Raw genomic sequence first — 25,464 nt, forward strand, 5'->3', positions numbered from 1 at the left:
GCAACATTAGGGGTTGCCCGGTCCGGCTGAAGTGCGAAAACCATCACATCGACGTCGTTGAGCAGTTCGGCGGGTCGGCCGCGTGACTTAGGGGATTCCGGGGAATACGGAGGGGTTGAGGAGTTCCGAAAGAGGTGACGGGATCCAGGGAATCCGGTGCGTGGACCCGGGGCGGGACCGGCCGGGTGCCGAGGCGTTCGGCCGGACGGCGGGTGAGCCGCCGGACGGGCACCGGCGGCCGGCGGCCGTGCAGCAGGCCGAGGACGAGGGCCACGGCCACCGCCACCAGGTGCTCGCGGCCGGCGAGGTTGGGTACGGCGAGGGACTCCCACACCATCGAACCGCCGGTCAGCGCGAAGACGACGGGCGCCCGGCGGACCACTGCCAGGTAGGTGAACAGGCCCACCACCGCGGCGGACGGTCCGGTGTCGAGGATCCCGCCGGCCTCCGGGGGCAGGCCGAGACCCCACCAGCCGGGGCCCAGCGCGACCATCACGCGGGCCGTCAGGGTGCCGGCCAGCGTGGTGAGGTAGGCGACGGCGAGGGTCCGGGCGCGGCCGAGGACCAGTTCGGCGAGGGCGAAGGCGAGGAAGAGCTGGGTGATGCCGGCCCAGACCGGCAGGTCGAGCGCGGGGACGTACAGCGAGACCGGGGTGCGGAGCAGGGACAGCCACAGGGGGAGGTCGGCGGTGACCCCACCGAGGTGCCACACCAGCCTTCTGCCGGCGGGGTGCTGGGCGACGTCGTGGAAGAGGACGACGCCGGTCGCGGCCACGAACGCCAGCACGATCCCGGACAGACCGCGCCGTACGAGCTGTCGCACAGGCTCCGTCACGATGCCGTGCCATTCGCGGCACAGGCGGCGCCGTACGAACCGGGCGGCACGCACGGCCCACCGGCTTCCGTTCCCCGTCATGAAAGGCATCGTCCCCTCGACACCAGCCCCGGGCCGTCGGCCCCGCGCCCCCCAAGAGGCTCTCCGCTCCCCGGCCGTTCCACGCGTCATCGTAAAGACGTTCGGATCATTTGCGACGATGCGGGAACCACCGTCGGGCCGGACAACGGCGTCGGGTTCGTCACCCGTCCACCGCGGAACCCCCGGGGACGCGATCACGTCCCCCTCATCGGATTCCCGGCAAAGGAGTGGTAATGCAGCAGCTGTCGCGCCGTGTCGTAATGACCGCGGCCCTGGGTACGGCCCTGCCCGCCGTCGCGGCCCCGGACACCACGGGCGGATTCCGCGCGCTGGAGCGGGCGCACGGGGCCCGGCTCGGGGTGTTCGCCTGGGACACCGGCTCGGGAACCATGGTGCGCTACCGGGCCGGCGAACTCTTCCCGATGTGCTCGACGTTCAAGACACTCGCGGTCGCGGCGGTACTGCGGGACCTGGACGAGGACGCGCTCGACGTCGTCGTCCACTACGACCAGGGCGACATCGACCGGTCGGGCGGCGCGCCCGTCACGGGCCGGCCGGAGAACCTCGCCGCGGGCATGACGGTCGCCGGACTGTGCGAGGCGGCCATCACGTACAGCGACAACACCGCGGCCAACCTGTTGCTGGAGCGGCTGGGCGGGCCGGTGGCGGTGACACGGCTGTGCCGTTCGATCGGGGACCGGGTGACCAGGCTGGACCGGTGGGAACCGGAGCTCAACTCGGCGGAGCCCGGGCGGGTCACGGACACCACCACCCCCCTGGCCATCGGTACCGATTACGCGAAACTGGCCGTCGGCGACGCCCTGACCCGCGCGGACCGGCGCCGGCTCACCGGCTGGCTGCTCGCCAACACCACCGGCGGCGAGCGGATCCGCGCGGGGCTCCCCGCCCGGTGGACCGTGGGCGACAAGACCGGAACGGGCTCCTACGGAACCGCCGACGACGTGGCGATCGCCTGGCCCCCGGGCCGCCCTCCGGTCGTCGTCGCCGTCCTGTCCACGCACACCGATCCCGCCGCCCAGGCCGACTCCGCGCTGGTGAAGGAGGCCGCCGCCGTGGTGGCGGACGTGCTCACTCGGGGCGATTCGTAGGATCGTTCGCAGTCGGGACACGGCAAGTGGTCGCGGATGACAGCGGTTTCCCCGACGGGACCGGAACTGTTCCGTTTCGATCACGAACTCTCGTATAGTGACGGCCAGTTCAGCACCGAGTACCACTCCCCCTTTCACGGGCTTCACCGGCATCACCGGAACCACGCCCCTACCGCTCCGAGGACCAGACCGGACCGATGACCGCGACCACGCAACCCGGCGACCGACCTGCCTTCCGTACGCTCGTCCCGACCCTCGGGCTGACCGCCGTGGTGTCGGCCCTCGTGGTCGCCGCCGCGGTGATCGCCGCACCGGCCACGGTCCGCGTCCCCCTCGCCCTGGGGGCCGGCGCGGCCGGACTGCTGCTGTGCGCCGCCGTGACCTGGGCCGTGCACGCGGCGCGGGCCGCCCGCCGCGCCCGGCGCCGACTGGACGCGGTGAACCAGGACATCGGACGGCTGCTCCAGCAGCACGCCCGCAGCACCGAGGACGCGCGCCAGGAGCAGCAGCGACTGATCGACGAACTGGCCCAGCAGCGCAGCGAGTTCGCGGACTCCCTGGAGCAGGAGCGGGTGCGGGTCCACGAGGACAGCAGCAAGGAGCTGGACTGGTACCGGCGGGAGAACGGCCGGCTCGCCGCCGACCTGGAGCAGGCCGCCCGGGAGCGGGCCGCGGCGATCGCCGCGGCGGGCAACGCGGCCGGCCGGATGCAGGCCCTGGCCACCGCCACCCTCGCCGACCTGCGGGCCATGGAGGAGCGGCACACCGACGAGGAGGTGCTCGCCGACCTGCTGCACCTCGACCACCGCACCGCCCAGGCGGGCCGGGTCGCCGACTCCATCGCCGTGCTGACCGGGGCGCGCTCCGGCCGCCGCTGGGCACGGCCGATCAGCATGGAGTCGATCCTGCGCGGTGCGATGGGACGCATCGGCGGATACCGCCGGGTGCGGGTGCACTCGGTGAGCGAGACGGCCGTCACCGGTCACGCGGCCGAGGGCGTGATGCACGCGCTCGCCGAACTCCTCGACAACGCCGCCAACTTCTCGCCTCCGACGGCCGAGGTCCACGTCTACGTGGAGGAGGTGCCGGCCGGGGTCATCGTGTCCGTGGAGGACAGCGGGCTGGTGATGGGCGACGTGCAGTTGCGCCGCGCCGAACGGGCGGTGGCCGGCGACACCTCCGGGCTGGGCGGTCTCACCGGTACCCGGCTCGGGCTCACGGTCGTGGGCAGGCTGGCCGCGAAGCACGACCTGAAGGTGTCGTTCCGGCCGTCCGCGCGCGGCGGCACCGGGGTGCTGATGCTGGTCCCGCAGGACCTGTTGACCCGCCCGGTCGCCGACGAACCCACGCTGCACGGTCAGCCGGAGCAGGCCGAACCGGTGCCGGCCGCGCCGGACCCGATGCCCGTGCACGAGTCCGCGGAGCCCGACGAGGACGAGGAGGGTCACGGCGGTCTGCCCAGGCGGCGGCGCGGCCGGACCCTCGCCGAGGCCGAGCGCCGGTCGGCCCAGCCGGCGGAGCCGCGCCCGGCGGCGCCCGCCACCGAGGACGCCCGGGTCCGTGCCGCCCGCTTCAACAGCTTCCGGCAGGCCGTGCGGACGGCCGCCGACGACGACGCCGTCCCGGACGCGGCCGGCCACACCCACCCGTCGGGGGCGCCCGACGCCGTCACAGCCCCGCACACCCCGGCCCCGGCGCCCGGCACGGACTCCGCGCCGCACCCGGAGTCCGGCTCCGAGCCCACGTCCCACCCGCACGCGCACCCGGAAGGCGACACCACTTCATGACCGGCAGGACCACCGCCGACGACAAGCTCACCTGGCTCATCGAGGGGCTCCTGGAGCGCACCCCCGGTGCGCGGCACGCCCTCGTGCTCTCCCGCGACGGGCTGAAGCTCTGCCGTACCCCTGAGCTCTCCGTCGACCAGGCCGACCAGCTCGCGGCCATCTCCGCCGGCATCCAGTCGCTGTCGCACGGGGCGTCCGTCGAGTTCGGCGACGGCAGCGGTGGCGTGCGGTCGGCGATGACCGAGTTCTACGGCGGTGTGCTGTTCATCGTGGAGGCCGGCGAGGGTGCCCATCTGGCCGTGGTGACCAGCGAGGACGCGGACCCCGGACTGGTCGGGCACAACATGAGCGAACTGGTCGAGCAGCTCGGCGAGCATCTCACCGCGCCGCCCCGCACCGCATGAGCAGGCCCGGCAGGGACGACGCGCCCGACCGCCTGTACACCATCACGGGCGGCCGCAGCAGCAGCGGCCCGGACAGTCCGTTCGACCTGGTCACGCTGGTCGTCGCCGAGTCGCAGCCGACACCGGGCATGCAGTCGGAGCACGCGGCGATCCTGCGGCTGGCCGAGTCCCCGACCTCGGTGGCGGAGATCGCCGCGGAGCTGAGGCTGCCGGTGAGCATCGCCAAGATCCTGCTGGGCGACCTGGAGGCGGCCGGCCGGGTCAGCGCCCGCCACCCGCACCGGCCCGCCATCACCGATCCCGACATCCTGGAGCAGGTGCTCGTTGGACTCCGCAACCTCTGAGGCGCGCACCCCGCTGGGTGCCTCCGCCGACAACGGTTTCAAGATCGTGGTCGTGGGCGGCTTCGGCGTCGGCAAGACCACCCTGGTCCGTTCCGTCAGCGAGATCCGTCCGCTCAACACCGAGGAGACGATGACCCGGGCGGGCGAGGAGGTCGACGACGTCCGGGAGGTGCGCGGCAAGTCCGCCACCACCGTCGCCTTCGACTTCGGGCGGATCACCCTGGACGCCCGCAACGTGCTGTACCTGTTCGGGGCACCGGGCCAGGAGCGGTTCTGGTTCCTGTGGGACCGGCTGTTCTCCGGCACCCTGGGCGCGGTGGTGCTCCTCGACACCCGGCGGATCGACGACTCCTGGTACGCCATCGACCGGCTGGAGAAGCACGGCACGCCGTTCATCGTGGCCTGCAACGACTTCGGCGGCCCGGTGCACACACCCGCGGACATCCGGCACGCGCTCGACCTGGACCCGCACATCCCGCTGGTCAACTGCGACGCCCGCTCCCGGGAGTCCGCCAAGCAGGTGCTGATCCAGCTGGTCCAGCACGTCAAGAACCGGTACGCCGGCCCCTCGGCACCGGCGGACCTGCCCCGACAGGAGTTCGTGTGACCCCCGAAGCCGTGCCGCTCAGCGGCCCCCGGTTCCAGACCGAACCCGGGAGTCTTTACCGGGAGATGCGGCGCGAGCACGGCGCCGTGACCCCTGTCGTGCTCGACGGGGAGGTACCTGCCTGGCTGGTGCTCGGCTACCGCGAGCTGCACCAGGTGACCGGCGATCCGGTGCTGTTCAGCCGGGACTCGGACCTGTGGAACCAGTGGGACACGATCCCCGACGACTGGCCGCTGCTGCCGATGATCGGCCGCAAGCAGCCGTCGATCCTCTACACCGTCGGCAAGCGGCACGGCGAGCGCGCCGGGATGATCAGTGACGCGCTGGAGGCCGTCGACCCCTTCGAACTGCGTGGCCACGCCGAGCGGTTCGCGGACGAGCTGATCGACGGGCTGTGCACCAGCGGGGAGGCGGACCTGGTCGGCCAGTACGCGATGCTGCTGCCGGTGCGGGTGCTCGCGCAGCTCTACGGCTTCTCCGACGAGGAGGGGCCGGGCCTGGTCACCGCGCTCAACGACATGATCGACGGACGTGAGCGCGCGATCGCCGGGCAGACCCATCTGGCCACCTCCATGGCGCAGTTGCTCGCGGACCGCAAGGCCGGCCCGGCCGACGACGTGGTGTCGCGAATGCTCCAGGACCAGAGCGGCTTCAGCGACGAGGAGATCGCCCAGGACCTGATGGTCATGATGGCGGCCGGCCACCAGCCCACCGCCGACTGGATCGGCAACTCGCTGCGTCTGATGCTCACCGACGACCGGTTCGCGGCCTCGCTGTTCGGCGGCCGCAACAGTGTCGCCGAGGCGATGAACGAGGTGCTGTGGGAGGACACCCCCACCCAGAACGTGGCAGGCCGCTGGGCCGCCCGGGACACCCAGCTGGGCGGGCGCCGGATCCGCGCCGGTGACCTGCTGCTGCTCGGTCTGCAGGGCGCCAACTCCGATCCGCAGGTGCGCACCGACGCCTCCGCGCTGACCGGCGGCAACAGCGCCCACTTCTCCTTCGGGCACGGCGAGCACCGCTGCCCGTTCCCGGCTCAGGAGGTCGCCGAGGTGATCGCCAGGACCGGCATCGAGGTCGTCCTCGACCGGCTGCCGGACATCGACCTGGCGGTGCCCGCCGACTCCCTCGCCCGCCGGCCCTCGCCCTGGCTGCGGGGGCTGACCGAGCTTCCCGTCCGGTTCACACCCGTACCCGCCCTGTAGTCCGACACCGACGGCGGGGCGCGGCACCCGATCGGTGCCGCGCCCCGCCCTGTCCTGCCCTGGGAGGCATGTCACGATGACGACCGGTACCGAACAAGCCCGGATCGCCCTCGACCCCTTCGTCAACGACCTGGACGGCGAGAGCGCGCGGCTGCGTGCCGCGGGTCCGCTCGCCGCCGTGGAGCTGCCCGGCGGGGTGCCCGTCTGGGCGGTCACCCGGCACGCCGAGGCGAAGGCGCTGCTCACCGACCCGCGTCTGGTCAAGGACATCAACGTGTGGGGGGCCTGGCAGCGCGGGGAGATACCGCAGGACTGGCCGCTGATCGGCCTCGCCAACCCCGGCCGTTCGATGCTGACCGTGGACGGCGCCGACCACCGGCGGATGCGCGGGCTCGTCGCCCAGGCGCTCACCCCGCGCCGGGTGGAACAGATGCGGGAGCGGATCGAGAAGCTCACCCGGGACCTGCTGGACACCCTCCCGGCGGACCAGGAGACCCTGGACCTCAAGGCGGCCTTCGCCTATCCGCTGCCGATGTACGTGGTCGCCGACCTGATGGGCATCGATGAGGCCGAACTGCCGCGCCTGAAGGTGCTGTTCGAGAAGTTCTTCTCGACCCAGACCCCGCCCGCCGAGGTCATCGCGACCCTCACCGAGCTGGCCGGGATCATGGCGGCGACGGTCGCCGCCAAGCGGGCCGAGCCCGGCGACGACCTGACCAGCGCGCTGATCCTGGCCTCCGAGGACGGCGACCACCTCACCGACGAGGAGATCGTCTCCACCCTCCAACTGATGGTGGCGGCCGGTCACGAGACGACGATCTCCCTGATCGTCAACGCGGTGGTCAACCTCTCCGCCCACCCCGACCAGCGGGCCAGGGTGCTCTCCGGCGAGGTGGACTGGTCGGCGGTGGTCGAGGAGACCCTGCGCTGGTCCACCCCGACCTCGCACGTCCTGATCCGCTTCGCCACCGAGGACGTGCCGGTCGGCGACAAGGTGCTCCCGGCGGGCGACGCGCTGATCGTGTCGTACGCCGCGATCGGCCGCGACGAGGACGCGCACGGGCCGAGCGCCGGGGAGTTCGACGTCACGCGGGAGTCGAAGAACCGGCACATCTCCTTCGGTCACGGCCCGCACGTCTGCCCCGGCGCGGCCCTGTCCCGGCTGGAGGCGGGCGTCGCGCTGCCCGCCCTGTACGAGCGCTTCCCCGGCCTGGACCTCGCGGTACCGGCGTCGGAGCTGCGCAACAAGCCGGTGGTCACCCAGAACGACCTCTTCGAACTCCCGGTGCGGCTCGGCTCCTAACCCTTCTTGACGGAGTACGACTTGGCTCCCGTGCCGGCCAGTCCGCCGCCGTCGACGATCAGGTACTCGTCGCGGATCGGGCGGCCGGCCAGCCAGGACTCCAGGATCTCCCGGGTGCCGGCCGCGTAACGGGCCTGCGCGGAGAGGCTGGAGCCGGAGATGTGCGGGGTCATCCCCTGGTGCGGCATGGTGCGCCAGGGGTGGTCGGCGGGGGCGGGCTGCGGGAACCAGACGTCGCCCGCGTACCCGGCCAACTGCCCGCTGCGCAGCGCCCGGTCGACGGCGTCCCGGTCGGCGATCTTGGCGCGCGCGGTGTTGATGAGGTACGCGCCGCGCTTCATCGTGCCCAGCAGCTCGTCGCCGAACAGGCCCTCGGTCTCCGGGTGCAGCGGCGCGTTGATGGTGACGACGTCGCAGTGCGGGACCATGGCGGCCGCGCTCTCGTGGAACGTCAGGTTCAGCTCACGCTCGACGGACTCCGGCAGCCGGGTGCGGTCGGTGTAGTGCAGCACCACGTCGAAGGGCGCGAGGCGGCGCAGCACCGCGAGCCCGATCCGGCCGGCGGCGACGGTCCCGACGTGCATGCCCTCCAGGTCGTAGCTGCGGCGCACGCAGTCGGCGATGTTCCAGCCGCCGTCGAGCACCACCTGGTGCGAGGGGAGGTAGTTGCGGACGAGGCCGAGGATCATCATCACCACGTGCTCGGCGACGCTGATGCTGTTGGAGTACGTCACCTCGGTGACCGTCACTCCGTGGGCGATCGCGGCGTCGAGGTCGACGTGGTCGGAGCCGATGCCGGCGGTGACCGCCAGCTTGAGGTTCCTGGCGGCGGCGATCCGCTCCGCGGTGAGGTACGCGGGCCAGAACGGCTGCGAGATCACCACGTCCGCGTCGACCAGCTCCCGGTCGAAGACGGAGCCCGCGCCGTCCTTGTCGGAGGTGACGACGAGGGTGTGGCCGGCCTTCTCCAGGAAGGTGCGCAGGCCGAGTTCGCCGGAGACACTGCCGAGGAGGTGGCCGGGGGTGAAGTCGATCCCCTCGGGGGTGGGGGTGGTCTGGCCGCCCGGGTAGTGGTCGATGACGGGGACGTCGTCGCGGGCGTAGCTCTTCGGGTATCCGTCGGTCGGGTCGTCGTAAAGGACGCAGAGCACCTTGGCCATGGCGGCGGCTCCTCAAATCCGTTGCGGATGGTCTTCCATCGACGATCCTCGGGACGACCGCGCAGGTCAAAGCGAACCTGGCGATGCGCTCATAGGCCGCGGCTATCAGTCGTGGCCGTCCAGGTGGGCGGTCAGCAGACCGTCGAGCGCGTCCCGCAGCCGCGCCTGGCGGGCGACCTTCACCAGCGCCTCGGCGAGCACCGACTGGGGCTCGCTGCGCGCCACCACGAGGCCCACCCGGGGGCCGTGCGCCGGGCCCGCCAGCGGGACCACGCGCATGCCCGGCGGAACGCCGAACATGTGCAGCCAGGCGTGCGAGATCACGCTGGACCAGCGGCCGCCGGGCAGATGGGCGTACAGGCCGGCCACGCTGTCGGACTCGACCGCCGGGGACGGCACGGCCCCGTCGGCGGCGAAGCAGTCGTCGATGATCCGCCGGTTGCGCATCCGCGGCCCGAGCAGGCACAGCGGGAGGGCGGCGGCCTGGGACCAGGTGGCGGTGGCCGCCTCGCCGAGGGGACCGCCGACCGGGGTGAGCAGCACGTAGCGCTCCTCGTAGAGCGGGAAGCGGCGGACCTGCCGCAGCTCGTCGTCGTCCAGGTAGGTCATGGCCGCGTCCAGCTCGAAGTCCACGAGACCGCGCCGGATGTCCTGGGAGGACAGGGACTCCACGGCCACCCGGGCGTGCGGGTGCCGGTCGCAGAACGGGCCGGTGAGCAGCGCGGCCACCGGGACCGCGGTGGGCACGACGCCGAGGCGCAGGGTGCCGGTCAGGCCGTCCCGCAGGGCCGACAGTTCGTGGCGCAGCGCGTCCCGCTCGGCGAGGATGCGGTGGGCCCACGCGAGCACCACCTCGCCCTCGGGGGTCAGGCCCTCGTAGCGGCGGCCCCGCCGCACGACGGGCACGCCGAGCTCGTGCTCGAGCCTGCGTATCGCGGCCGACAGCGAGGGCTGGGAGACGTGGCAGGCGGCGGCCGCGCGGGCGAAGTGACGTTCCCTGGCGAGGGCGACGAGGTACTCGAGCCGGCGCAGCAGCATGTGGGCTCCCCGGGAGGCTGGGCGGCGGTCAGGGTCGTGGGGTCCACATGTACCGGATCGGCGGGGCCGGCCGTTTGACTTCGAGTGCTCTTGAAGTCGTAGCGTCGTCGGCGCCGGGCATCCCCCGGGATGCCGACGGACGGAGACCGCCGCTCCATGGAGTGGGGTGCGCGTCCGGAACCAGGAACGAACGAGCAGGGAAAGGCTGGAGTCACATGCGACAGCGCCATCTGGGAGATCTGCAGGTTTCCGCCATCGGCCTCGGCTGCATGGGAATGTCCGCCTTCTACGGCACCACCGACCAGGACGAGGGCGCGCAGACCATCCGGCGCGCGCTGGAACTCGGCGTCACCTTCCTCGACACCGCGCAGCTCTACGGGCCGCTCACCAACGAGTCGCTCATCGGCGAGGCGATCCGGGGGCACCGGGACGAGTACGTGATCGCCACCAAGTTCAACTACCGGATGGACGACGCGGTCCCCGGCGACATGAGCAGCATCGGCCGCCAGGACGGCTCCGCCGAGCACGTGCGCAGCTCGGTCCACGGTTCGCTGCGGCGTCTCGGCACTGACCACATCGACCTCTACTACCAGCACCGCGTCGACCCGAACGTGCCGATCGAGGAGACCGTCGGCGCCATGGCCGAGCTGGTCGCCGAGGGCAAGGTGCGGCACATCGGGCTGAGCGAGGCGAGCGCCGAGACCATCCGGCGGGCCCACGCGGTGCACCCGGTCGCGGCCGTGCAGACCGAGTACTCGCTGTGGACCCGCGACCCGGAGGACGAGGTGCTCCCCACCTGCCGGGAGCTGGGTATCGGGTTCGTCCCGTACTCGCCGCTGGGCCGTGGCTTCCTCGCCGGACGGTTCTCCTCCCCCGACGACCTCGACGCGAACGACTGGCGCCGCACCGGCCCCCGCTTCACCGGTGACAACCTGGCGGCGAACCTGCGGCTCGCCGAGAAGGTGAAGGAGATCGCCGCGGAGAAGGACGTGACCCCGGCCCAGCTGGCCCTGGCGTGGGTGCTGGCCCAGGGCGAGCACGTCGTCCCGATCCCCGGCACCAAGCGCCGCGCCTACCTGGAGCAGAACGCGGGCGCCGTCGACGTCGAGCTGACCAAGGACGACCTGGCCCGCATCGACGCCGAGGTACCGCGGGCGGCGGGCGAGCGCTACGACGAGTCCGGCATGCGGAGCGTCAACCTCTAGGAGGCCGCCGCAGGGGCTCGCGGGTGGCCGGGCACGGGGCGGTGAAGCACGCTGGTAGGCATGGGGAGCCGGTGGAGCGTCGCGGCGCGGCGGCAGTCGTGGCAGTCCTCGCACCTACTGCTGCTGCTCCCGGTGCTGCTCATCGTGGCGATCACGGTGGCGGCCATCGGGTCGCCGCCCGACGTCCACCTGGGGCCCACCCTGGTCATCGCCCCCGCGCTGACCCCCTCGCTCGCCGGAGCCCGCGCGACGGCCCTGGTGGGCGCGCTGGCGGTGGCCGCCCAGGTGGTGATCGGGGTGTTCCACGGCGGGCTGATGAGCGCGAACCACATCGTGCAGATCGTCACCTTGGTGCTGCTCTCGGTGATGGTGGTGGTCTACTGCGCGCTCCGGGACCGGCGCCGGATCCAGCTGGCCCAGGTCCGCTCGGTCGCCGAGGCCGCGCAGCACGTACTGATGTGGCCGCTGCCCGAGCAGATCGGCCCGCTGCGGATCGCCTCGCTGTACCTGGCCGCCGAGGACGAGGCGCAGATCGGCGGCGACCTGTACGCGGTGACCCACGCACGCGGCCAGGTCCGGGTGCTGATCGGTGACGTCCGGGGCAAGGGACTGGCCGCGATCGGCGAGGCGGCGCTGCTGCTGAGCGCCTTCCGGGAGGCCGCCCACCGGGACATCACCCTGCCGGAGCTGGCGGCCGTCCTGGAGCAGCGGGTGACCCGCTACGCGGAGGACATGGAGTCGCCGGAGGAGGCGGGCGAGCGGTTCGCGACCGCTCTGCTGATCGAGATCCCGGACCTGGACCCGATCACCCGGATGACCAGCTGCGGCCATCCGCCGCCGCTGCTGCTGAGCCCCGGGCACGCGGTCACGGTGCCGAGCCTGCATCCGTCCCCGCCGCTGGGCGTGCACGGGACGCGGGCCGGCGAGCACACGCTGGACGTGTTCTCCTTCGAGCCGGGCGACACCCTGCTCCTGTACACCGACGGGGTCATCGAGGCGCGGGACGCCCGGCACCGCTTCTACCCGCTGGCGGACCGGGCGGCGCAGTGGACCGACGCCTCTCCCGAGTCGCTGATCCACCACGTCCGGCGCGACCTGATGACCCATGCGGGCGGCCACCTCGGCGACGACGCGGCCCTGATCGCGCTGCACCGCACGCCGAGCGTGCCCGGGCGCGGCCACGGGCTCCGCGGTCACGTCGGCGTCCGGGCCGGGGACGTCTCGCAACTCCCGGGTCCGTGACTCCGGGCGGGTCCTCGGGGGGCTGAGCCGCACGTCGCCGGCCGCGTCCGCGTCCGTACCCGCGTCCGCACCGGTTCCAGGGTGCGCGGGGTGCCGGTGGCGAAGCCCGGCCGGGTGTCTCGCGGCTGACCAACAGCGTTGCACTCCAACGCAGTTGTGTCCGCTGTTCAATTGTCTTTGGGTCAAAGTTAAGTCGTGAGGGTGGTCTCGACCATTGCCCGAATGTCAGACTCCGCATCGCCTTTCCGAGACAGGGAGTCGACATGCCCGACGTGCAACCCCCCACCCGCAGGCGGCCGCTCCGCAAGGCCCTCGCCGCCACCCTCGGCGCCCTCGCGCTGGTCGTCGCCGTGCCCGCCACCGCGCACGCCAGTGTCCTGACCCTGCTGCCCCAGAACGCCGACGGGCTGGAGCAGAGCTTCTCCCCGGCCTACGACTACGACGGCGACGGCTGCTACACCACGGCCGCGATCGGCGCCGACGGCACCCTCAACCCCGGCCTGGGGCTGGGCGGTGACGTCAACGGCCACTGCCACGACTACGCGCAGCTGGCCAACGCCAACACCTACTCCCGGGAGAAGTGCAACAACGGCTGGTGCGCGGTGATGTACGCCAGCTACTTCGAGAAGGACCAGGCGACCTACGGGCCGCTGGCCATCGGCCACCGGCACGACTGGGAACACGTCATCGTGTGGATCCAGAACAACCAGGTGCAGTACGTCTCGGTGTCCCAGCACAGCAGCTACCAGGTGGCGGCCGCGTCGGCGATCCGGTTCGACGGCACCCACCCGAAGATCGTGTACCACAAGGACGGGCTGTCCACCCACGACTTCCGCTTCGCCAACTCCAACGACGACCCGCCGGAGAACGTGACCGGCGGCTGGTTCTTCCCGCGCCTGGTGGGCTGGAACGGCTACCCGGCGGGCTACCGCGACAAGCTGATGAACGCCGACTTCGGCGACGCCACCATCAAGATCAAGGACGGCTCCTTCGAGTCCAACCTGGGGTACTCGAAGCCGTCCGGGATCTCCTTCGACCCGAACGCCTGAGTCAAGACCGTGCCGGGGCCCGGAAGGTGAGCCGGGCCCCGGCACGGAGCCCGGGGTCACGGCTTGCGGGCGACCGCTCCGTACATCGCGATGTCCTCGTCGCGGATGCCTTCCTCACCGGTGCCGTCCGGGTGCCACTTGTGCACCTGGACGATGCCCGGCTCGACCAGCTCCAGGCCCTCGAAGAACGCGTTGGCCTCGTCGATGGTGCGCAGCCGCATCGGCATGTCGCGGGCCGCGTACTCGCGGGCGACCCGGCCCACCTCCTCGGGGGCGAACTCGGCGGTGCCGATGGACATCGCCAGATAGCTGCCGGAGGGCAGCGGCTCCATCAGCCTGCGTACGACACCCACCGCGTCGTCCGCGTCCAGCATGAAATGCACGATGGCGATCACCGTGAGCGCCACCGGCCGGTCGAGGTCGAGGGTCTCGCGCAGTTCGGGGGCGTCGAAGAGGTCGGTCAGGTCCCGGAAGTCCGCCTCGATGTACGCGGTCCTGCCCTCGGGGGTGCTGGAGAGCAGGCCCTGGGACAGGGTGAGGACGATCGGGTCGTTGTCGACGTAGACGACCCGGGTGTCGGGCGAGATCGCCTGGGCGATCTCGTGCAGGTTCGGGGAGGTGGGTATGCCGGTGCCCACGTCCAGGAACTGGCGCATCCCCGCCTCCTCGGCGAGCCAGCGCACGGCACGGTTCATCCAGTCGCGGTTGGCGCGCATGTGGACCGGGAGCGCGGGCCACTCGCGGGCCATGGCGTCACCCGCCTCCTGGTCGGCGGGGTAGAAGTCCTTGCCGCCCAGGATGTAGTCGTAGATCCGGGCGGAGTGCGCGTTCTCGGTGTCGATGCGGTCGGCCGGCCATCCGTTGTCGGGCAACGCCGTGTCTCCCATTCGGGTGAGGTGAGGGGGGTGCGGGGGGTGGTTGCGACAGGTGCGGGGGTTGGGTCAACGATCAGCTATAGCAAGGAAGTTCCGAAGACGCGGCTCACATCAGGAAGTCGGCGTCACCCGCCTTCACGCCGGACAGGAAACTGGTCATCTCGCGGGGCGTGAAGACCAGCGCCGGGCCGTCCGGGTCGGTCGACTGGCGTACCGCCACCCGCCCGTCGGAGAGCTTCTTCACTTCCACGCAGGCGCCGCCCGCGTCGTCGCTCCACGGCTTGGACCAGCCGCGCGCGCCGAGCTGCCGGGACGGTATGCCGTTGTGTACGGGGTGGTGCACGTCAGAGCTCCTCGCGAATCGCACCGAGGACGACCTCGGTCTTCCTGGCGGGCGCCGCCTGGGCGCCCAACCGGTCCAGGGCCTCGCGGTAGACCACGACGTCCTCGCTCTTGTCCAGGTAGACGGCGCCCACCAGGCCGTTGAGATAGACGATGTCGGGCAGTTCGGGGGCCCGGAACCGGAAGAGGTGGTACGCACCCGCGCGCATCGCCGGATGCGGGCCGTTGGCGAACGGCATGATCTGCAGGGTGACGTTGGGCAGCCGGTTGACCTCGATGAGATGGTCGATCTGGGCACGCATCACCCGGGATCCGCCCACCGGCCAGCGCAGCACCGTCTCGTCCATCACGACCCACAGCCTCGGCGGTGACTCACGGGTGAGCAGTTCCTGGCGGCGCATGCGCAGCGCCACCCGGCGCTCGGTGGCCTCGGCCGGGGCGTGCGGGTTGCCCGCGCCGAGCAGTGCGGCGGCGTACTCCCGGGTCTGCAGCAGACCGTGCACGAACTCGTTCTCGTAGGCGCGGATCTGCGACGCGGCCTGTTCCAGACTCAGGTAGGCGGCGAACCAGTCCGGCATCACGTCCCGGTAGGTGTGCCACCAGCCGCGCTTGTTGGCCTCGCGCACCGACTGCAGGAAGGTGTCGACCTCCTGGGGGTCCGTCACACCGTAGACCTGGAGCAGCTTCTCGGCGTCGGCCAGCCGGAGCCGGGCCACCTTGGCGGCCTCCATCCGGCGGATCGTGGAGTGGCTGACCCCGATCGCGGCGCCGGCCTGCTCGTAGCTCAGGCCGGCCCGGGTCCGCATCTCCTCCAGCTGCCGGCCGAGGATCATGCGCAGGACGGAAGGGGCACCGCCCCAGTCGGTCTCCGAGGTCACGCCCTACCCCCTCGTACCAGGTTCCAGGGTCACCGTCTCACACGCCGACGCTCGGCTCGCGGACTCATTCGATCACTTCTTGCCGGGAGCAGCATGCACTTCACTTCTTGCAATTTTCAACTTGCCGGTTGCGAGACGATGTTGGCGGATGCGAGAGTGGACTCACTGCTCCGGCCGACCAAGGAGCAGGCGAAGCAGTCCAGTTGGGGGAGACTGAACTGCGACCCGATGTCGTCCAGGCACCGGTCGTCGTCTGCCCCCCGAGCGTCCCGGGGCGAACGCGACCGCACAGCCCCCCACGCTGCGAAGCCGGACGAAAGGCGTACGGCGATGGCCCCGCCCGCTCTCCCCCAGCCGCTCGACCGACTGCCCGACGACCGGCTGCCCGGCCTGCCCCGACCGACCCTCGCGGCCGGCGCCGAGGGCCCGCACCGCCCGTCGGAGCCGACGGGCGTCCCCCGACCACCCGGAGGCGAGCGCCTCGGTCGACTCCCTGGGCCGCAAGGCCTCGACCGGTTCGCCTCCGGGGACCGGCCCACCCCGCACAGCCTGGCCTTCGACCTGGCGCCCACACCCCGCGCGGTGGGCAACGCCCGCCGCAGCGTGGGCGAGCTGCTGACCTCGTGGGGTGTGAGCGAGGAGGCCCGCGACAACGCGGTCCTGGTCACCTCCGAACTGGTCACCAACTCCATCGTCCACTCGGCCGGCCGACGCATCATCTGCCGGGTGCACGCCGCCGCCGACCGGATCCGCATCGAGGTCGAGGACCAGAGCGGCAGCTTCACGCTCCCGGCGCCCCGCCAGGCCAGGCCGGACGAGCAGAACGGGCGCGGGCTGTTCCTCGTCGACGCGCTCAGCCTCGACTGGGGTGTCACGGTCGCCCCGGAGGGATCCACCGCACGGGTCGTCTGGGCCGAACTGTCGACGGCACCGCACTGACCGCCCCCCCACCCCCCACGTCCCGAAAGCACGCCGCCCCATGAACCGTCCCCCCGCGCTCACGCACGCCGCCGACCCGTCCTGGACCCGTACCGGTCCCAAGCCAGGCCCCGGACACCCCCACACCGTCCCGGCGGGCTGACGGCCGCTGACACAGCCGCGGGCCGGGCCGGTCAGTTCGTCGCGTGGGTGAGCAGCGCCGCCGCCGCCGAGCGGAGCTGGGCGGCCGCGGCCGCGCAGGCCGCCGCCTGGCGCTCCAGGGTGGTCCCGCTCCACTCCGGTGCCCCGGCACGGCCGGACAGGGTGCGGGCGACGCCGCGCAGGCGCCGCGCGTAGCCGTCCATCCGGTCCGCGTCGGCTCTCAGGTCGTCGGCGTAGGCGAGGAGTTCGGGGGCCGCGGTGCTCGGCCGGGGTTCGGTCACCATGGGGCACACCTGCCTCTCGGACTCAGCGCGGCACGAGCACGCCGGCGCTCCGGTGGGCCGTGAACCGTACGTTCGTCAGGACGAACCCGGGCCGTACGGCGTCCAGTTCGAGGATCTGGAGGTGGCGGGCGAGCGGACCGTGCCCACCGGCCAGCCGCAGCCGTACCCGGGGACGGGTGTGCACACGCGGTCGGCCGTCCACGCGGACCAGGGTGCGTACGGTGCTGTCGCCCCGGCGCCCGTAGAACACCCAGTCCGCCTCCGGGCAGCGCACGCCGTGACCCGTGCCGCCCGCCACGCTCAGGCCCAGCCCGGGCGCCTCGGCCCGGAGTTCACCGCCCTGCACGGCGACCTCGGCTGCTCCGGCCACGGCCGGCTGCGCCCACAGTTCCCTCGCCACCGCCCGCGCCTCCTCGGTGCCGACGGTGAGCGCGACGACGAACCGTCCGGTGCGGCGCAGGTCGACGCGGCGCAGCAGATCCCTGGCGAGGTCGTAGGGACGCGGCCGCCACAGGTCGTCGACCAGGACGGACAGGCCGAGTTCGGTGTACGGCCCGATGGTGGTGCAGCGGTGCTCGTAGAGGGATAGCACGGCCAGGGCCCGGCGGCCGCCGAGCCGGGCGGGGACCATCCAGGGGACGTCCGGCAGCAGGCTGCGGGCGACGTCCGCGTCCACCGGGTAGCACAGGTGCGCGGCGGAGGAGTCGTAGTAGCGGACGGGCGCGTCGACCGGACCCGCCGAGGTGGGGACGGCGGTCGTGGGGACGGTCAGCAGGGGATGCCCCTGGGGCGGGTGGCCACGGTCCTCGAACCGGTAGACGCGGGTGCGTTCCACCGGACCCCGGTAAGGGGTGAGGGCCTGGTCGACGTCCCGGGTGACCTGCGGGATCACCGTCTCCAGGTGTTCGATGTAGGCGCGGAGCAGGTGGCAGCGCGGGAACTCGGGGTCGGGGCCGGTGTAGTCGGCCCGGTACCGGTTGGGCCGCCCGCCGGGGGCTCCGCCGGCGGCCCGGCCGTCGAGGAGGGGCACGATGTCGTGCCGGTTGGTGATGCCGGCCACCCAGGTGCGCGGGTCGGCGGGCTCCCGGTGGTCGGTCGCCGCGCCGACGGCCACCACGTGCGTGACCCGGTAGGCCCGGCAGAACTCCTCGTCCCGGGCCAGGTTCAGCAGGGCCGTCGCGCCCTCGCCGTGTCCGACCAGGGCCAGGTCGGAGCCGCGCGGGACACCGTGGTCCCGGATCGCCAGCAGGATCGAACGGGTGTAGGGCGAGTCGGCCGTGAACAGGTCGCGCCAGGCGTCGGCGAAGTCCCGCGGGGAGTCGTGACCGGGGCGGCCGGGGGCCGTGCCGGGGGCCTGGACGACGTACCTGAGCACCCCGTCGGGGCCGCGTACCTCCTGGACCAGGACGCGGCCCTCGACACCGACGACGTCCACGTTGCGCAGGAAGCCGAGCAGGGAGCCCTCGGCGGCGATGCCCTCCGCCTCCCGGACGGAGGGTTCGACGGCCTCCACGGCGCACTCCCGCCGGTCCGGGGCACGGGGACGGGCGGTGCCGAGGCCGCGCACCGGGTAGGCCGTCAGCTCCCGGCCCGCGGCCAGCGCCCAGGCGGTCTCGTCGCTGACCGGGTCCTCGCCCAGCAGTCCGCGCACGGCGAGGAGTTCGGCGAGGACCGGGGCCAGTGCGGACAGCGTCCGGCGGGCGTCCCGGTCCTTGAAGAGCGCCCGCAGCGCGCGGACCGCCTCGGAGTCCTGGTCGGCGCCGAGCGCGGCCGTCAGTCTGCGCATGCCCGGGTCCTGGCCGAACTCCGGATGGCCGAGCAGGACCGCGGCGACCCTCAGCCGCAGCGAGGCGACCGCCACCAGCGCGGCCAGGCTCTCCCGGCCGAGCGCCTCCCCCGCCGTGCCGAGCAGACGGCCCAGGCCGCCGGGGGCCACGATCGCCGCACCGCCGAGCCCCTGCCGGTCGGTGAGCGCCCGCAGCAGCGCCCAGCGGGCGGCGTAGCCGGTGCGCGGGCGGTGGTGCGCGGAGACCGTCAGAGCCGGGGCGAACAGGACCGAGCTGGTCCGTGCGCAGACCTCGCGGATGCCTTCGGCGACGTCCACGACGTCCCGCGCGCACTCCCTCAGCAGTTCCTCCGTGGGCGGCCCGGAGGCACGGCTCTGCGCTGCCATCCGACGCTCCCTGGGATCGGCGACATGGCCTGGTCCCATCGTCTGCCCTGGACCCGGTGCGCGCACCTTCGTCCAGGCGGGTGACTGAGGGGGTCGCGCGGAGCGGGTCAGGCGTCGTCAGCGAGGCCGGCCGCGAGGCTCGCGCCCAGTTCCCAGCACGCCTCGACGTCCGCCTTGCCGGGCTCGCCCGTCACCGTGACCGTCGGGGCGGCCCGCCGCCAGCCGAGGCCGGTGGTGAAGGAGTCGAGGGCCCGCAGGGCGCCGGTCACGTCGTTGCCGCCGTGCACGTAGGCGCCGAAGGGCCGGCCCCGTGTCTCGTCCAGGCAGGGGTAGTAGATCTGGTCGAAGAAGTGCTTGAGGGCACCGGAGACGTAACCGAGGTTGGCCGGGGTGCCGAGGAGGTAGCCGTCGGCGGCGAGGACGTCGGAGACCGTGGCGGACAGCGCCGCCCGCCGCACCACCCGGACGCCCTCGATCTCCGGGGCGGTCGCCCCGGAGACCACGGCCTCGAACATGGCCTGGCAGTGCGGCGAGGGGGTGTGATGGACGATCAGCAGGGTGGGCACACGGGCACCCTGCCGTGCCCGGCCCGCCGAGGGCAAGCGGCGGGGGTGCCGGTCACGGCCGGACGGGCGGGGCCCGGCCCTCCGGTCACGGCCGCGCGGGCGGAGCTCGGCCGCACGAGCGGTTCACAGCCGCACGGGCGTGCTCCGGCCGTCCGGTCACGGCCGCATGAGCGGGTCACAACCCCACGGGCGTGCTCCGGCCGTCCGGTCACGGCCGCGCGGGCGGAGCCCGGCCGTACGGGCGGGTCACCACCGCACGGGCGGGGTCCGGTCGTCAGGGGAGGCGGTGCCGATGAGCGGCTCGCCCGGGGAAAGGGCGCTCAGCCCTGTCGTGGCCCTCGATTACAGTGATCCGCCGGACGCCGAAGGGGAGGCATCGGGTGGGGACCCTGGGGAGAACGGCCGTACCGCTCGCACTGGCGGCGGGGCTGCTGGCGGGGTGTGGAGCGTCGGTACGCGCGAGTGACGTGACGGAGTCGGGGCGGGCGTCCTCGGGCGCGGCGCGGAGCGGGGGGACGGTCGGCGCCGCCGGTTCCGGCTGCACGCTGCCGGTCACCTTCGACACCGCCCGCGGCTGGCGGGCGGAGGCCGTCGAGGGCCCGGCCGGGGCCGCCTCCGACGCCCCGGGCGGCGACCTGGCGGAGAGCCTGCTGCGCCAGGGCCCGGTGACCCTGGTCTGCGAGATAGACGCCAAGCCCGCCGGGGCCATCGGGTTCCTGCGGGTGTCGACCGGAAAGCCGGGCCGCGCGGACGCCGGCGCGGTGCTCAGGGCCTTCGTGGCCGCTCAGGCCCACACCGGCGGCGCGCGGTACCGGACCTTCACGTCCGGGGGCCTCGCCGGGGTGCGGGTCGACTACGTCTCCACGAGCGGGCTGTCGGCGGAGAGCAAGCGGGAGTCCGCGCTGGCCGTGGTCACGCCGGACGGGCCCGTCGTCCTGCACCTGGGCGGCCTCGACAGCGAGGAGCACGACGAGATGCTCCCCGCGTTCGAACTCGCCCGGCGGACGCTGCGCACCGCCTGACCCGGGAACGGCGGGTCGGGCGGGCTCGCGTCTCCGCCGGGCCGGGCCCGGCGGAGACGCGACGCGTGCGTCAGGACGACCGCCACCTGGTGCGCCACAGCAGCACGAACCCGGCGGCCAGCAGCAGTCCGCCGAAGACGGCCGGCCACAGGTGGGCGCCCGTCTCGGCGAGATCGCCCTGGACGGCCTGCGGCTCCGTCTGGGGCACGGTGGACGGGGACTCCTGGCCCGCCGGAGCGGCGCCGGCCGCCGTCGCCGTGTCGGCCGGGGCCACGGTCTCGGGCCGGTCGGTCGGCCGGCTGATGACGCCGCCTCCGGTGCCCGAGGACTTCTTGGGCGAAGCGCTCGCGTAGACGTGCGGCAGACCGGTGCCGCCGGAGTCGGTCTTCGTGGCGGACGGCTCCGCCGGGGGCTCGGAGGGCTCGGCGCCCCCGGTCTCGGCTGGCGGTTCGGCCGGGGCCGCCGTGTCGCTCGGTTCGGTGACCGGGCTCGCGGTGTCCGACGGCGGGTCCTGCGGGCTCGCCGACTCGGACGGGTCGGGCTCGGCGCTCTGCGACGGCGGCTGCTCGCCGGCCCCGGCCCCGCAGGTGCGGCCGGAGTTGATGCAGTCGACCATCTTCCGCATCAGGTCCTCGTCGAAGACGTTGATGAAGTCGCCGTGGTCGGTCACCGGCTTGTGGAGCTGCTCGGGGAACGAGTCCACCGCGAACAGCGGGACCGTACGGCCGCCGTCCTGAAGGCTCGGCGCGTCCACGGCGTAGACGATGCGCTGCACCAGCTGCGGGATGGCCTGGAAGCCGTTCGGGCAGCTGCCGTCGGCGGCCTCGAACGCCACGTGGGTGCGGTGGTTGGCGCTGTCGATGTTCCGGCCGTCCCAGCAGCTCTGGAACCTGAACGTGCGCACCACGTCACTGCCCTTGGGGCACAGCGGGTACTTGTCCTTGAGCTGCCGGTCCTCGAAACCGGTGCAGCTCCAGGAGGCGTTGGCGTTGGCCGGGCCGTTGACGAAGGACTTGGCGTCACCGGTGATGATGCGCAGCAGCCGCGGCATCTCGGTGACCTTCGAGGTCGGGTTCCCCTCGAAAGTGAGGGTGACCTCCTTCGCCGTCACGATCTGCCCGGCGTTGCCCTCGGTACCGCCGCCCGGCTTGTCGGCGTCCCGCTCCTGCTTGCCGTTCTGCAGCCGCAGCACCGGCCAGTAGTACGTCGACCTGTCGCCCCGGTCCGCACAGCTGGTGTCGGCCTTCGCGAGGTCGTCGTCGCTGGCGAACGCGTTGTTGGACTGGTTGCCGATGTAGTCGTGGAAGTGGTGGGCGCCGTTGGAGACGCCGGGCGCCACGATCACGTTGTCCGAGTTGAACAGGCCGTTGGCGTTGACCCCGCAGCTGGAGGAGAAGGTGCCGGTGGAGCCGCCGGACCGCTCGGCCGGGTTCGCGACGTTGGGCTGCACACCGGTGATGTCGGCGTAGTCGGCGGCGACCGGGCCGTTGCCGCCCTGCCCTCCGACGCCCGTGCCGGCACTCGCGCTCGCGCTCGCACTCGCGCCCTGGCCCGGTGTCTCACCGCCCTGCGGCGAGGCGGACTGGCCGCCGCCCTGGTCCGAGGAGTGCAGCGTGCACGCCGCGAGGTCGTCGAGGCCCTGGGGCCGGTCCCCCTCGCGGTCGATGGCGTCGGCGATGCGCTGGAGGGACTCGGAGCGCTTCTCCTTCAGCGGCTCCAGGATCGTCCGGTCGGCGGCACCGGGGTCCTGCTGGATCGCCGCCGCCGAGTCCTTGAGCTGCTGGTAGGCGGCCACGATCTGCTGGTCCAGTTGCGCGAGTTCACCGTCGACGTCGGCACGGGCCGCGTCGGGCACGTCGGTCAGACGGCTTCCGACGTCGGGGCAGTAGACGGTGGGCGCGGACAGCACCTGAGCGTTGGCGGTCGCTCCGGACTGGTCCGAACCCCCTTCGGTGGCCGAGGCGTAGACGTTCACCGCGACCAGTGTTCCGCCACCGAGCATCAGGGCGACCGCTGCGAAGGTCGCGCGTTGTGCGCCGGTCGGGCGTCTGCGCCTGTTGGGTCTCAAGGTCGTTCCCCTGCGTGTCGTGGTCGGCCGGGCATGGAAATCCCCCCGCCTGATACGCGGCGCGGCGCCTCCGTGTTCAACCACCCCACGAATTCACGGTGTTCTCATAGGAAGCAGCCCGTGGGACCGCCCGCGGCAGCGCCCCCCGCCGTCGAGCACTACGACGAACATCACAATTACGTATCGGACATTAGCCACTCCAACCTTCACACGAGTGACACAAGTTGGCTAAGTTGACGGGCAGGCCGTTCGGCTCCCCCCGGCGAATCCCGCCGGGCCGCGCGGCCTCCGCCCAATCCGGTGCCCAACGGGGCCTCCCGGAGCCGGGGACCCAACGGAACCACTGGGGTGAATCGGCCGACCGCCTTCTCAGGCAGGGGCCGTAGGGCATGCCTTCCGGATCGACCCGCCCGAACCCGACAGCTAACCCGGTCGGCGGAGTACGGAAGGAGCACGACCCCCATGGCGCCCGAGAGCCGTGACGAGGTTCGACAGCGGATCGACAACCTCTACGACCAGGCCGAGAACGCCACCGGGAACTACAACGCCACGCGCGCGATGAACGGGGGCTCGCGGTCCCGCGGTGTCCCGCTGTTCAAGCGGCCCCGGCGTGACGACCCGGGCCTCGAGAGCATCGCGCGGGAGTGGTTCGACACGGCACGCTCACGGCTCGGGCCGAGCGTCCCCGCTGCGCTGCCGGCCGACCGGCAGCCCGCCCGCCCCGGACCACGCCGGCCCGTCAGCCCGATGGCGGCCGACCTGCTCGGCCAGGTGGAGGGCTCCGGCCCGTCCCGGCCTGAGCTGACCGCGGGACCCTCCGCGAACAGTGACATCGAGGTCGTCCGCGAGCCGGCGGCGCGCCCCGGGCGGGAACTGACGGCCGGGTCCCCCGCGGCCCTGCCGCCCGGCTCGTCCGACGCGCCCAGGGCACTGCCCGCCGCCGCGCCGCGGCGCGCCACGCCCGGCACGTCCAAGACCAGGAGCCAGCTGAAGATCGCCAAGGCGCGGGAGCTGCTGTCGCAGCGCACCGGACAGCGGGCGGTCGCGGCGCTCGAACCGGCCGCGCCCGCCCAGGCCCCGCAGGCGGCACCGGTCGCCCAGGCCCTCTGGACCACGCCCGAGGCCCGGGTCCCGGCGCGGCGGCCGGCTCCCGCCGGGGCGCCGGGACGATACGGCGACACCGGAGCGTCGCCGGAGACGGCCGTGACGGACACCGGGGGCATCCCGATCGTGTCCCCGACGGACACCGGCACCTTCCGGATCATCACCCCGGGCAGCGCACCGTCCCGGCTTCCGGCGGCCCCGCCCGGTTTCCGGGTCATGACGCCGGGCGGCACCGGCGACGTGCCGGCCGCGCCCGCCATGGACACCGCTCCGCCCCCCACCGCGACCCTCGGCGACACCGGTTCCTTCCGGGTCATGACGCCGGGCGCCACCGGCACGTTCCCGATGCCGGACGACACGGGTGCCTTCCCGGCCGCGACCCCGGCGAACACGGAGGCCTTCCCGGCCGGGGTCCCCGCGGACACGGCTGCATTCCAAGCCACGGCCTCCGCGGACATGGGCCCCTTCCAGACCATGGCCCCGGCCGACATGGGTGCCTTCCAGACCATGGCCCCCACCGACATGGGCGCCTTCCAGACCATGGCCCCCACCGACATGGGCGCCTTCCAGACCATGGCCCCCACCGACATGGGCGCCTTCCAGGTCTCCGCGCCCCTCCCGGGCCTGATGGACAACGGCGCGTTCCCGGTCATGGCGCCGGACGCGGCGGCCGCCCATCTCGGGGCGCCGGCGTTCACCGCGGAGGCGCCGTACACCGCCGGCGGCTACGGCATGGCGGCCGGGACCATGGCGGCCCCGGCCGCTCAGGTCCCCGCCGGGCCGGCCGCGTACATGGCGGCTCCCGCCATGCCGTCGGGCGCCATGCCGTCGGCCGCCATGCCGTCGGCCGGTTTCGGCACCGAGGCCTTCCCCGCGGCTCCCGCGGTCGACCTGGGCGCCTACGCGGCCGGAACGCAGCCCACAGCCGCCGGTTACGCCGCCGCCGCGCCCATGCCCGCGGCGGTGACGGACCCGCCGTGGGCGATGCTGGCGACTCCCGCCGCGGTGCCCGAGCCCCCCGTTGCGATGGCCACGGCCGCCGCGATGGCACAGGCCCCGTTCCCCACCGCGGCCGTGCCCACCGTGCCCCCGGCCGTGGCCGCTCCCTTCCCCACCGCGTCGGTCGCGACCGCTCCCCCGGTGGCCGCCCCGTTCCCCACGGCGGCCGTCCCCACCGCTCCCCCGGTGTTCACCGCGCCCGTCCCGACGGTGCCGCTCGTGGCCGCCGCGCCGGTCCCGGCCATGCCCGAGGCGGCCCCCGCGACCGCCTTCGCGCCCGGCGCCGTCACCGACACGGGTTCGCTCCTCGTGCCCGGTGCGGCGGCCGAGCCCGGCAAGGCCATGAAGGCGCTGGAGTTCGCCCGGGCGCAGATCGGGCGGCCCTGCGTCTGGGGTGCGACCGGTCCGGAGTCGTACGACTGCTCCAGCCTCGCCCAGGCGGCCTGGCGCGCCGCGGGGGTGTCGCTGCCGCGCGGCGCGGCCGACCAGGCCTTCGCCGGCACCCCGATGACGCTGGCCGCCATCGAACCGGGTGACCTGGTCCTCTTCTTCGACAACGACAGTCACGTCGGCGTCTACGCGGGCAACGGCATGATGGTTCACGCGCCCAGCCCGGGGGCGTCCATACGCGAGGAGTCGATCTACAACGCCGGTGAGTCGGCCATCCACCGGGTGGTCCGCCCGGCCTGACTCCGGTCGCCGGG

The 25,464-nt window shown here is 73.2% G+C and carries 23 protein-coding genes and 1 riboswitch; of the genes, 13 read left to right on the forward strand and 10 right to left on the reverse strand.

Features of this window, described 5'->3' with window-relative positions; translation table 11 throughout:
- Nucleotides 1-43 precede the first annotated feature (43 nt).
- The gene (locus tag ACFY3I_RS08140; RefSeq protein WP_390859894.1) at nt 44-916 is read right to left on the reverse strand and encodes a hypothetical protein; all 873 of its coding nucleotides are present in this window, start codon (nt 914-916) and stop codon (nt 44-46) included.
- A gap of 233 nt (nt 917-1,149) precedes the next feature.
- On the opposite strand from ACFY3I_RS08140, the gene bla reads away from it, so the two are divergent.
- The 7 genes from bla to ACFY3I_RS08175 all read left to right on the forward strand — a co-directional run bounded on the left by bla (nt 1,150) and on the right by ACFY3I_RS08175 (nt 7,675).
- Nucleotides 1,150-2,025 (forward strand): class A beta-lactamase, encoded by an 876-nt coding sequence (gene bla / locus ACFY3I_RS08145; protein ID WP_390859895.1) that lies wholly within the window; start codon nt 1,150-1,152, stop codon nt 2,023-2,025.
- Between the two features lie 197 nt (nt 2,026-2,222).
- Nucleotides 2,223-3,812, forward strand: coding sequence for an ATP-binding protein (locus ACFY3I_RS08150; protein ID WP_390859896.1), 1,590 nt, complete (start codon nt 2,223-2,225; stop codon nt 3,810-3,812).
- Entirely contained in the window at nt 3,809-4,216 is a 408-nt protein-coding gene (locus ACFY3I_RS08155; RefSeq protein ID WP_365286884.1) for a roadblock/LC7 domain-containing protein, read from the forward strand. The genes ACFY3I_RS08150 and ACFY3I_RS08155 overlap by 4 nt, the downstream gene beginning before the upstream one ends.
- Nucleotides 4,213-4,560 carry a DUF742 domain-containing protein gene (locus tag ACFY3I_RS08160; protein WP_365286882.1) on the forward strand — a complete coding sequence of 116 codons (348 nt, stop codon included), beginning with the start codon at nt 4,213-4,215 and terminating at the stop codon, nt 4,558-4,560. The genes ACFY3I_RS08155 and ACFY3I_RS08160 overlap by 4 nt, the downstream gene beginning before the upstream one ends.
- Entirely contained in the window at nt 4,541-5,167 is a 627-nt protein-coding gene (locus ACFY3I_RS08165; RefSeq protein WP_390859897.1) for an ATP/GTP-binding protein, read from the forward strand. The genes ACFY3I_RS08160 and ACFY3I_RS08165 overlap by 20 nt, the downstream gene beginning before the upstream one ends.
- Nucleotides 5,164-6,372, forward strand: coding sequence for a cytochrome P450 (locus ACFY3I_RS08170; protein WP_390859898.1), 1,209 nt, complete (start codon nt 5,164-5,166; stop codon nt 6,370-6,372). Before ACFY3I_RS08165 ends, ACFY3I_RS08170 begins: the two co-directional genes overlap by 4 nt.
- Nucleotides 6,373-6,448: 76 nt before the next feature.
- The gene (locus tag ACFY3I_RS08175; protein ID WP_390859899.1) at nt 6,449-7,675 is read left to right on the forward strand and encodes a cytochrome P450; all 1,227 of its coding nucleotides are present in this window, start codon (nt 6,449-6,451) and stop codon (nt 7,673-7,675) included.
- Here ACFY3I_RS08175 and ACFY3I_RS08180 read toward each other — a convergent pair.
- Nucleotides 7,672-8,835, reverse strand: coding sequence for an NAD-dependent formate dehydrogenase (locus tag ACFY3I_RS08180; RefSeq protein WP_390859900.1), 1,164 nt, complete (start codon nt 8,833-8,835; stop codon nt 7,672-7,674). The genes ACFY3I_RS08175 and ACFY3I_RS08180 overlap by 4 nt on opposite strands.
- Nucleotides 8,836-8,940: 105 nt before the next feature.
- Complete coding sequence (locus ACFY3I_RS08185; RefSeq protein WP_390859901.1) at nt 8,941-9,873, reverse strand: LysR family transcriptional regulator; 933 nt, start codon at nt 9,871-9,873, stop codon at nt 8,941-8,943.
- A gap of 215 nt (nt 9,874-10,088) precedes the next feature.
- Between ACFY3I_RS08185 and ACFY3I_RS08190 the strand changes: the two genes are divergently transcribed.
- The 3 genes from ACFY3I_RS08190 (at nt 10,089) to ACFY3I_RS08200 (ending at nt 13,369) form a co-directional block, all read left to right on the forward strand.
- Nucleotides 10,089-11,078 (forward strand): aldo/keto reductase, encoded by a 990-nt coding sequence (locus ACFY3I_RS08190; protein ID WP_390859902.1) that lies wholly within the window; start codon nt 10,089-10,091, stop codon nt 11,076-11,078.
- A 60-nt stretch (nt 11,079-11,138) separates the two neighbouring features.
- Nucleotides 11,139-12,320 (forward strand): PP2C family protein-serine/threonine phosphatase, encoded by a 1,182-nt coding sequence (locus tag ACFY3I_RS08195; protein ID WP_390859903.1) that lies wholly within the window; start codon nt 11,139-11,141, stop codon nt 12,318-12,320.
- 263 nt (nt 12,321-12,583) lie between these two features.
- Complete coding sequence (locus ACFY3I_RS08200) at nt 12,584-13,369, forward strand: NPP1 family protein (protein WP_365286868.1); 786 nt, start codon at nt 12,584-12,586, stop codon at nt 13,367-13,369.
- 56 nt (nt 13,370-13,425) lie between these two features.
- Here ACFY3I_RS08200 and ACFY3I_RS08205 read toward each other — a convergent pair whose 3' ends face one another.
- From ACFY3I_RS08205 to ACFY3I_RS08215, 3 genes are all read right to left on the reverse strand, one after another.
- A complete protein-coding gene (locus ACFY3I_RS08205) occupies nt 13,426-14,241 on the reverse strand; it encodes an SAM-dependent methyltransferase (protein ID WP_390859904.1) in 816 nt (271 codons plus the stop codon).
- 109 nt (nt 14,242-14,350) lie between these two features.
- Nucleotides 14,351-14,587: a DUF397 domain-containing protein gene (locus tag ACFY3I_RS08210; protein WP_365286864.1), complete on the reverse strand. Its 237-nt coding sequence runs from the start codon at nt 14,585-14,587 to the stop codon at nt 14,351-14,353.
- A 1-nt stretch (nt 14,588) separates the two neighbouring features.
- Complete coding sequence (locus ACFY3I_RS08215) at nt 14,589-15,464, reverse strand: helix-turn-helix domain-containing protein (RefSeq protein ID WP_390859905.1); 876 nt, start codon at nt 15,462-15,464, stop codon at nt 14,589-14,591.
- Nucleotides 15,465-15,794: 330 nt separating this feature from the next.
- On the opposite strand from ACFY3I_RS08215, the gene ACFY3I_RS08220 reads away from it, so the two are divergent.
- Nucleotides 15,795-16,403 carry an ATP-binding protein gene (locus ACFY3I_RS08220; protein WP_390859906.1) on the forward strand — a complete coding sequence of 203 codons (609 nt, stop codon included), beginning with the start codon at nt 15,795-15,797 and terminating at the stop codon, nt 16,401-16,403.
- Between the two features lie 173 nt (nt 16,404-16,576).
- Here ACFY3I_RS08220 and ACFY3I_RS08225 read toward each other — a convergent pair whose 3' ends face one another.
- The 3 genes from ACFY3I_RS08225 to ACFY3I_RS08235 all read right to left on the reverse strand — a co-directional run bounded on the left by ACFY3I_RS08225 (nt 16,577) and on the right by ACFY3I_RS08235 (nt 19,567).
- On the reverse strand, nt 16,577-16,828 hold the full coding sequence (locus ACFY3I_RS08225) for a hypothetical protein (RefSeq protein ID WP_365286858.1): 252 nt from the start codon (nt 16,826-16,828) through the stop codon (nt 16,577-16,579).
- Between the two features lie 22 nt (nt 16,829-16,850).
- The gene (locus ACFY3I_RS08230) at nt 16,851-19,001 is read right to left on the reverse strand and encodes an acetoacetate decarboxylase family protein (protein WP_390859907.1); all 2,151 of its coding nucleotides are present in this window, start codon (nt 18,999-19,001) and stop codon (nt 16,851-16,853) included.
- A gap of 107 nt (nt 19,002-19,108) precedes the next feature.
- The gene (locus ACFY3I_RS08235; protein WP_390859908.1) at nt 19,109-19,567 is read right to left on the reverse strand and encodes a flavodoxin family protein; all 459 of its coding nucleotides are present in this window, start codon (nt 19,565-19,567) and stop codon (nt 19,109-19,111) included.
- 380 nt (nt 19,568-19,947) lie between these two features.
- Here ACFY3I_RS08235 and ACFY3I_RS08240 point away from each other — a divergent pair, with 380 nt between their 5' ends.
- Nucleotides 19,948-20,589, forward strand: a complete 642-nt coding sequence (locus tag ACFY3I_RS08240; RefSeq protein ID WP_390859909.1) for a lipoprotein — start codon at nt 19,948-19,950, stop codon at nt 20,587-20,589.
- Between the two features lie 70 nt (nt 20,590-20,659).
- Here ACFY3I_RS08240 and ACFY3I_RS08245 read toward each other — a convergent pair whose 3' ends face one another.
- On the reverse strand, nt 20,660-22,591 hold the full coding sequence (locus ACFY3I_RS08245; protein WP_390860108.1) for a DUF1996 domain-containing protein: 1,932 nt from the start codon (nt 22,589-22,591) through the stop codon (nt 20,660-20,662).
- Between the two features lie 345 nt (nt 22,592-22,936).
- Nucleotides 22,937-23,111: riboswitch (cyclic di-AMP (ydaO/yuaA leader) on the forward strand.
- 8 nt (nt 23,112-23,119) lie between these two features.
- Between ACFY3I_RS08245 and ACFY3I_RS08250 the strand changes: the two genes are divergently transcribed.
- Nucleotides 23,120-25,450, forward strand: coding sequence for an NlpC/P60 family protein (locus ACFY3I_RS08250; protein ID WP_390859910.1), 2,331 nt, complete (start codon nt 23,120-23,122; stop codon nt 25,448-25,450).
- The last annotated feature ends 14 nt before the right edge of the window (nt 25,451-25,464 follow it).

This window comes from Streptomyces sp. NPDC001068, from assembly GCF_042897315.1.
Classification (GTDB): Bacteria; Actinomycetota; Actinomycetes; order Streptomycetales; family Streptomycetaceae; genus Streptomyces.

Excerpts from the sequence above, each read along its gene's own strand:
- ACFY3I_RS08140 (WP_390859894.1), bottom strand. The coding sequence starts at position 916 with ATGACGGGGAACGGAAGCCGGTGGGCCGTGCGTGCCGCCCGGTTCGTA.
- bla (WP_390859895.1), top strand. The coding sequence starts at position 1,150 with ATGCAGCAGCTGTCGCGCCGTGTCGTAATGACCGCGGCCCTGGGTACG.
- ACFY3I_RS08150 (WP_390859896.1), top strand. The coding sequence starts at position 2,223 with ATGACCGCGACCACGCAACCCGGCGACCGACCTGCCTTCCGTACGCTC.
- ACFY3I_RS08155 (WP_365286884.1), top strand. The coding sequence starts at position 3,809 with ATGACCGGCAGGACCACCGCCGACGACAAGCTCACCTGGCTCATCGAG.
- ACFY3I_RS08160 (WP_365286882.1), top strand. The coding sequence starts at position 4,213 with ATGAGCAGGCCCGGCAGGGACGACGCGCCCGACCGCCTGTACACCATC.
- ACFY3I_RS08175 (WP_390859899.1), top strand. The coding sequence starts at position 6,449 with ATGACGACCGGTACCGAACAAGCCCGGATCGCCCTCGACCCCTTCGTC.
- ACFY3I_RS08180 (WP_390859900.1), bottom strand. The coding sequence starts at position 8,835 with ATGGCCAAGGTGCTCTGCGTCCTTTACGACGACCCGACCGACGGATAC.
- ACFY3I_RS08185 (WP_390859901.1), bottom strand. The coding sequence starts at position 9,873 with ATGCTGCTGCGCCGGCTCGAGTACCTCGTCGCCCTCGCCAGGGAACGT.
- ACFY3I_RS08190 (WP_390859902.1), top strand. The coding sequence starts at position 10,089 with ATGCGACAGCGCCATCTGGGAGATCTGCAGGTTTCCGCCATCGGCCTC.
- ACFY3I_RS08195 (WP_390859903.1), top strand. The coding sequence starts at position 11,139 with ATGGGGAGCCGGTGGAGCGTCGCGGCGCGGCGGCAGTCGTGGCAGTCC.
- ACFY3I_RS08200 (WP_365286868.1), top strand. The coding sequence starts at position 12,584 with ATGCCCGACGTGCAACCCCCCACCCGCAGGCGGCCGCTCCGCAAGGCC.
- ACFY3I_RS08220 (WP_390859906.1), top strand. The coding sequence starts at position 15,795 with ATGGCCCCGCCCGCTCTCCCCCAGCCGCTCGACCGACTGCCCGACGAC.
- ACFY3I_RS08225 (WP_365286858.1), bottom strand. The coding sequence starts at position 16,828 with ATGGTGACCGAACCCCGGCCGAGCACCGCGGCCCCCGAACTCCTCGCC.
- ACFY3I_RS08230 (WP_390859907.1), bottom strand. The coding sequence starts at position 19,001 with ATGGCAGCGCAGAGCCGTGCCTCCGGGCCGCCCACGGAGGAACTGCTG.
- ACFY3I_RS08245 (WP_390860108.1), bottom strand. The coding sequence starts at position 22,591 with ATGCTCGGTGGCGGAACACTGGTCGCGGTGAACGTCTACGCCTCGGCC.
- ACFY3I_RS08250 (WP_390859910.1), top strand. The coding sequence starts at position 23,120 with ATGGCGCCCGAGAGCCGTGACGAGGTTCGACAGCGGATCGACAACCTC.